Raw genomic sequence first — 6720 nt, forward strand, 5'->3', positions numbered from 1 at the left:
CCCCTCAATACCGTCGCCAAGGCGAGGTTGTCGCCTTGTAGCAGGGCTTGTACGAGATATGGCGGATATAGACCTGCCGCATGAGCGGGTCCGACTTCGCCATCATCCGGAGCAGCCCGACGATCACGATCCAGACGGCGATCCCGAAGAGCGCGGAGTAGACTGTCAGGACCACGAAAATCAGGATGACTGCGGCGAGACCTGTGAGCAGGACTAGTTCCCGGTCCGCACCAATCAGCAGGTTCGGACGCGAAAGCGCGCGGTGGATGCGGTTGCGCTGGAGACCGGACAGGGACTCAGCCATCAGCCCCCTCCCCTCCTCCATTCGGTTGCATGACGGTGACCCGATCACCGGTCAGGCCGATCGACGCGCCTGTCGCACCGAAAAGGCCCACAATTTGGGTAGCGCCAAGAAGAATGCCGGCGACGAGAACGACGTACATCAGCCGCCGCGCGAAATCGTTCAACTCGCCGCCGAAAATCAGCATGCCGCCCGCTATCGCGACCGCGGCAAGCGCAATGTACCCAGCGACAGGACCGGTGATTGACTCTTGGATCTGCTGGAGAGGCCCCTCCCAGGGAAGCCCGCCGCCACCTGAGCTCGCAAGCGCTGGCGCGATCGAGGCAAAGATGAGCGGAGCTGCTAACAGCGCGCTAGAGATATTCTTGTTCTTACGCGACATGCCGCGCCTCCTGTTCTTCCGTGAGCTGGTCAGATTCGATTTCGTATTGGCCACCTGCAAAGCGTTCGACCTGGATGACGTCGCGAACGCGCCGCCCACGCGGCGTCCGCTCTATCGATATGATGAGATCGACCGCTTCTCCGATCACCTCGTGCATGGGCTGGTGGCTCGCTTCGGCCGTTAGTTGCTCAAGACGGCGGAGCGCTGACATGGCGGTGTTTGAGTGGATCGTTGCCACGCCACCCGGATGGCCGGTGTTCCAGGCCTTGAGCAATGTGAGGGCAGCACCGTCGCGGACCTCGCCCACTACAATCCGGTCAGGGCGCAGGCGCATGGTGCTCTTCAGCAACCGCGCCATATCAACCGTATCGCTGGTGTGCAGAAGCACCGCGTTTTCGGCCGCGCACTGAATTTCGGCTGTATCTTCGAGAATGACGAGCCGGTCTTCTGGTGCGCTCTTCACGATCTCCTGGATCACTGCATTTGCGAGGGTCGTCTTGCCGGAGCCGGTCCCACCGGAAATGATGATGTTCAGACGCGAGGCGATTGCGCTGCGGATCGTCGTAGCTTGGGCCTCGGTCATGACGGCAGAGCGAACATAATCATCGAGCGGGATTAAGCGCGATGCGCGGCGACGAATCGTAAAGGCGGGCTTCGTGACCACTGGCGGCAAAAGGCCCTCGAAGCGATGCCCGCCGATCGGGAGTTCGCCGGAAATGATGGGTTGGTCGGTATCCACCTCGGATTGGAGCGCGTGAGCAACCGTTCCGATCACCATTTCCGCCGCTGCCGACGACATCTCGCCCGCCGGTGCGACGCCGTGGCCAAGCCGTTCAATGAACAGCTTTCCGTCCGGATTTAGCATGATCTCGGTGACGCTCGGATCATCCAAGGCAACGCAGAGCTGGTCGCCAAGCGCTTCTTGAAGCTTGCGCAGGAGTCGAGGATGGGATCGAAGCTGTGTCACGGATGTCTCCTTACGCTGCTTCACTACGGCGGCCGGTGATCTGAGAGCGATAGTTGGCGGGCCGGAGCTTCTGGAATGTGCTGGTGTCGGCGAGTAGCGTTCCCGCCACGGCCGTCGTCACGCCGATTTTCTTGGGCTCACTCAACCGCTGCAGCGGCCAACCAACACGACCGAGAATCCGCTCGAAGCGGAGATCAGTTACGGTGACGATTTCGGTGAAGCCGTTCGCCATCGACCATTCGACGATTCCCGCGAACATGGTGAGCGTCGCCTCGTGAATGGAACCGTCTCCCCTACCCTCAGCGAGGGAGGTGTCCACGCAGAAGCGCGAGCTCTCGACCATGGAGGAATGGGCAGCGAGTTGGCCGTTAGGAAGTAGCGAAGGGAAAACGTCCGCCAACATTGTGCGGCCAAGCGCAGGAAGTAGGCGGGCACATCCCGCCACGCGACCGTTGCTCGAAACGGCCAGAATGTAGGTCGGCTGAAGTTCGTCGAACGCGTCCGATTCGCAGCCGTCCGCAACATTGACTTCCCAGCCCAACCGGTCGGAAAAGACCCGGGCACGCAGTTGGTGATGGCTGTGGAGGAGTCGGGTTTCTTCTGTATTCCGCGGCTTCGAAATCGCGAGAATCTGCATGAATTTCTCCGTCGTTGTTGGGCGGCGGGGAAATCAGCACGAATCGGAATCGGGCGGCAGTTGTAGGATCCTACAAGGTGGCTGGAACGAGTAGGGCGTTGCGCAGCGTCAACGTCTGCCTTTGCGGACCCGAAGGCCCACTTGCGTCTTGTAGGATTCACAGGAGAACAATTCGGGTCCATCGAGGGTCGTGATCCGCGCCTAACCCTCAGAGGACAAATACAAATTTGCGAAAAGAATCCTGCGGGTTCATCTGAGAACGCTGGATCTTTTCAACTCATTGTTAATCCCAATCTTCTGGACGGTCAGAAGAATCACCTTCATCTTTGCGGCTCATGGCCTGTAACGGACAGTAGGCCGCCAAGAGGGGCAGATGGTGATAGCAAATCGAGCAGAACCAATTGTTCGGTCCAAGGAAGAAGTTGGCAGTAAAATTATGTGCCAAGCCTGCTCTCTGTCAGGGCAACCGCAGCAACTCAGAACTCGAATTTATCCACCAGGACTGAGTCGGGTGAGTCGCGCGGAGGAATATGACCGCTATTTCGCAGTGACGTTCGTAGCCGGGCGAACGGCCGTATTTCTCCCCTGGAAAAGTGCTGGCGCCTAGCGGAGCGAAAGCGGCCATCTAAGTGCCTGGGAATAAAGGAGAAACACGCGTGTTTTGCCGGCGAGCAGGGGCCGCTCGGGACGCGGTATTAACCCTTTGTTAACTCTATATTCCTTGTCAGCCGGCGAGAATCGCACATAATAACGATTATGTCGGCTCTCGGGCCGAAAAACCGTTATTCGAGAGCTCCCTTGCAATGAACGCTAATTCGCCGTCCATCGCTCCCGCACAGCCGATGCATTTCGAGGATCTCATCCTCGAACAGGGCGATCTGATTTCGAAGAAACTGCATCTTTTAAGCATGCAGCAGTTCCCGCCGAATGCCAAGAAACTGCTTCGCCAGTTCTCACTTTCGGAAGTGGCGCAGTTCCTGGGCGTCTCGCAGAGCACGCTGAAGAAACTCCATCTTGAGGGAAAAGGCCCCCTCCCCCAGACATCGTCGTCGGGTCGCCGTTCTTATAGTGCCGAGCAGATGGCGGAACTGCGTCAGTATCTCGATCAGCATGGACGATCGGAAGCCAGGAACTACGTGCCGCACCGTCGGCCGGGCGAAAAGCTCCAGGTCATTGCCGTTGTCAATTTCAAGGGTGGTTCGGGCAAGACGACGACGGCCGCCCATCTCGCGCAGTACATGGCGTTGACCGGGCACCGTGTCTTGGCGGTGGACCTCGACCCGCAGGCGTCGCTTTCGTCGCTTCACGGCTTTCAGCCCGAGCTCGACATGTCGCCCTCGCTCTATGAGGCGCTCAGGTATGACGATCAACGCCGATCGATCAGCGAGATCATCCAGCCTACCAATTTCCCGGGCCTCGATATCGTGCCTGCGAACCTCGAACTTCAGGAGTACGAGTACGACACGCCGCTTGCGATGTCGAACAAGAGCTCGAACGATGGCAAAACCTTCTTCACGCGGATTTCGCGCGCGCTGGCGGAAGTCGACGGCCGCTATGACGTTGTCGTCATCGACTGCCCTCCCCAGCTCGGCTATCTCACGATCACAGCGCTGACTGCGGCGACGAGCGTCCTGATCACGATCCATCCGCAGATGCTCGACGTCATGTCAATGGGCCAGTTCCTTTTGATGCTGGGCGGGATCCTAAAGCCGATCCGGGATGCGGGCGCTGCGGTCAACCTCGAATGGTATCGCTACCTGATCACCCGGTACGAGCCAACGGACGGGCCGCAGGCGCAGATGGTGGGCTTCATGCAAACCTTGTTCCACCAGTTTGTGCTGAAGAACCAGATGCTGAAATCGACAGCGGTTTCGGACGCCGGCATCACCAAGCAGACACTCTACGAAGTCGACAAGAGCCAGATGACGCGGTCCACCTATGAGCGTGCGATGGACTCCTTGAACGCAGTCAACGCCGAGATCGCCGAACTCGTCCATGCCTCCTGGGGCAGGAAGGTTGTCAATTGAAAAGCGTAAACTTCAGCGGGACGGCCCGGTAGATCGAAGGCAAACGGAGCAGGCAGATGGCGAGAAAGAACCTACTGGCGGGACTGGTAGACGCAGCGGAAATCCCGCATGCAGACGTTGCGCCCGCCTATCCGATGCGCGGCGCCTCGAAGAGCATGGTGCGCTCGCTCGACGAGTTGTCGCGCCAGGCCGAGAAATTTCTCGAAGGAGAAACAGTCGTCGAGCTCGACCCTGACACACTCGATAGTTCGTTCGTCTCTGATCGCATGGACGATAATCCCGGGCAGTTCGAGGAATTGAAGCAGGCGATCGCCGAGCGCGGGCAGGATACGCCTATCCTTGTGCGCCCTCACCCGTCGGCAGCCGACCGTTACCAGATCGTCTTTGGACATCGCCGCGCCCGCGTTGCCCGTGAGCTCGGCCGCAAGGTCAAGGCGGTCGTTAAGGCGCTGGATGACCGTACCCACGTCATCGCCCAGGGTCAGGAAAACTCGGCGCGCGCCAACCTCTCCTTTATCGAACGGGCGAACTTCGCCTCGCACCTCGAGAAGCTTGGCTACGACCGGACAATCATAGGATCGGCGCTTGCTGCCAATGCGGCCGCCATCTCAAAAATGATCGCCGTAACGGATCGTATTCCCGAAGAGACAATCGCAAGGATAGGGCCCTGCCCGGCAGTCGGCCGAGAACGCTGGGTCGAGCTGTCATTGCTTGTGGGCAAAACCGCCAACGAAGAGAAGGTGAAGGCGATCGTCTCCGATCCCTCCTTCGACAAACTGAGCACCGAAGAACGTTTCAATGCCCTGTTTTCTGGTCTGAACAGCGCGGCGAAGCCTGTCCGGAAGACAACTCCCAAGATCATGGAGAACTGGCAACCGACGGACAAGACCGTCTCCGCTAAGTATTCGAACTCCGGCAAGGCTTTTGCCTTGTCGATGAAATCAAGGAATGCCGGCCCTTTTGGTCGGTATCTCGCAGACAACCTGGACCGGCTCTATGCCGAGTTCCTGGTGCAGGGTAATCGGAAGGAAGACTGACGCAAAAGAAAAAGGCCCCCAGACGGTAACCATCGTGGAAGCCTCTCTCATCGTTTAGCAGCCTGAGAATCGCATTTCCATGAATCGCAGTCAAGAGTCTTTGGCACCGGAACGGGTGAGCGGACGTCTTTTGCCTAAAGATAGGTGAAAGAAGATGCAAGGTGGAAGTGTGACGACGCCCTTCGGGCGGCGATCGATGACGCTTGGCATGTTGGCAAGCCAATATATGTCACGTGAAATCGAACCCGAGACATCGGCCGACAAGTGGAAGCTGTTTCGAGCGCTCTGCGAAGCTAAACCGAAGCTCGGCATCAGCGAGCGTGCGCTCTCGGTTATGAGCGCACTTTTGAGCTTTTATCCCGAGACGACCTTGTCTGAGGAAAACGGCCTCATTGTGTTTCCCTCTAACATGCAGTTGTCGCTTCGCGCGCATGGCATGGCCGAAGCGACGTTGCGGCGCCACATCGCAGCGCTCGTCGACGCTGGCCTTCTGGCACGCCGGGATAGCCCAAATGGCAAGCGCTACGCCCGCAAGGACGGAGACGGAGCGATCGATGAGGCCTACGGCTTTTCGTTGGCTCCGTTGCTGTCACGCGCCCGCGAGATCGAGCAAATAGCTGCCAATGTCGAGATGGAGCGACTGCAGTTGCGTGGAATTCGCGAGCGCCTGACGATCTGCCGGCGCGATATCGGCAAGCTGATTGAAGTCGCCCTCGAGGAGGGAGTGGACGGCAATTGGGACGCGATACACCAGCACTACCGCAACCTGGTGGTGACCATTCCCCGAGTGGCAACCGCCGCGACCATCGCCCCCATCCTCGAAGAGATGGAGATGTTGCGCGAGGAAATCTCCAACCTTCTGGAAATTAGGGTAAAAATCGAAAATTTGAGCGCCAATCCTGATCAAACTGAGCGGCACAAACAGAATTCAAATCCCAAATCCATTAATGAACTTGAACCTAGCTCTCGAGAAGAGCAGGGCGAGAAGCCGGGCCAAGCCATCGAGCCGCAGCGCGAGCCGATGAAGGCGTTTCCGTTAGGGATGGTGTTGCAGGCTTGCCCAGCCATTTCAGATTACGGCCCCGGAGGCGCAGTGGCGAACTGGCGCGACCTGATGCAAGCCGCTGTGGTCGTCCGCTCAATGCTCAGCGTCAGTCCGTCGGCCTACCAGGACGCCTGCGAGGTCATGGGGCCCCAAAATGCCTCCGCCGTCATGGCCTGCATTCTGGAGCGGGAAGGGCACATCAACTCGGCCGGCGGATATCTGCGCGATCTGACGTCGCGTGCAAAGCGCGGCGAATTTTCGCTGGGGCCGATGTTGATGGCACTGCTGAGGGCGCGCGGCGGAAGTGACCGATTGGCCTCGTGA

Annotated in this window: 7 protein-coding genes; 3 read left to right on the forward strand and 4 right to left on the reverse strand. The window is 58.8% G+C overall.

Annotation, left to right across the window (positions count from 1 at the left end; genetic code table 11):
• Positions 1-4 precede the first annotated feature (4 nt).
• Genes FKV68_RS22180 through traI form a run of 4 tightly spaced genes read right to left on the reverse strand, consistent with a single transcriptional unit; the run spans position 5 to position 2287 of the window.
• A complete protein-coding gene (locus FKV68_RS22180; RefSeq protein WP_180941764.1) occupies positions 5-304 on the reverse strand; it encodes a conjugal transfer protein TrbD in 300 nt (99 codons plus the stop codon).
• Positions 297-683, reverse strand: a complete 387-nt coding sequence (locus FKV68_RS22185; RefSeq protein ID WP_180941765.1) for a TrbC/VirB2 family protein — start codon at positions 681-683, stop codon at positions 297-299. The genes FKV68_RS22180 and FKV68_RS22185 overlap by 8 nt, the downstream gene beginning before the upstream one ends.
• On the reverse strand, positions 673-1650 hold the full coding sequence (gene trbB / locus FKV68_RS22190; RefSeq protein WP_180941766.1) for a P-type conjugative transfer ATPase TrbB: 978 nt from the start codon (positions 1648-1650) through the stop codon (positions 673-675). Before trbB ends, FKV68_RS22185 begins: the two co-directional genes overlap by 11 nt.
• A gap of 10 nt (positions 1651-1660) precedes the next feature.
• Complete coding sequence (gene traI / locus FKV68_RS22195) at positions 1661-2287, reverse strand: acyl-homoserine-lactone synthase (protein ID WP_180941767.1); 627 nt, start codon at positions 2285-2287, stop codon at positions 1661-1663.
• Positions 2288-3090: 803 nt separating this feature from the next.
• Here traI and repA point away from each other — a divergent pair.
• The 3 genes from repA (at position 3091) to repC (ending at position 6720) form a co-directional block, all read left to right on the forward strand.
• A complete protein-coding gene (gene repA / locus FKV68_RS22200; RefSeq protein WP_180941768.1) occupies positions 3091-4314 on the forward strand; it encodes a plasmid partitioning protein RepA in 1224 nt (407 codons plus the stop codon).
• 56 nt (positions 4315-4370) lie between these two features.
• Positions 4371-5351 (forward strand): plasmid partitioning protein RepB, encoded by a 981-nt coding sequence (gene repB / locus FKV68_RS22205; protein ID WP_180941769.1) that lies wholly within the window; start codon positions 4371-4373, stop codon positions 5349-5351.
• Between the two features lie 154 nt (positions 5352-5505).
• Positions 5506-6720 (forward strand): plasmid replication protein RepC, encoded by a 1215-nt coding sequence (gene repC / locus FKV68_RS22210; protein ID WP_180941770.1) that lies wholly within the window; start codon positions 5506-5508, stop codon positions 6718-6720.

Origin of the sequence: Sinorhizobium mexicanum (genome assembly GCF_013488225.1) — a bacterium.
Taxonomy (GTDB): Bacteria; Pseudomonadota; Alphaproteobacteria; order Rhizobiales; family Rhizobiaceae; genus Sinorhizobium; species Sinorhizobium mexicanum.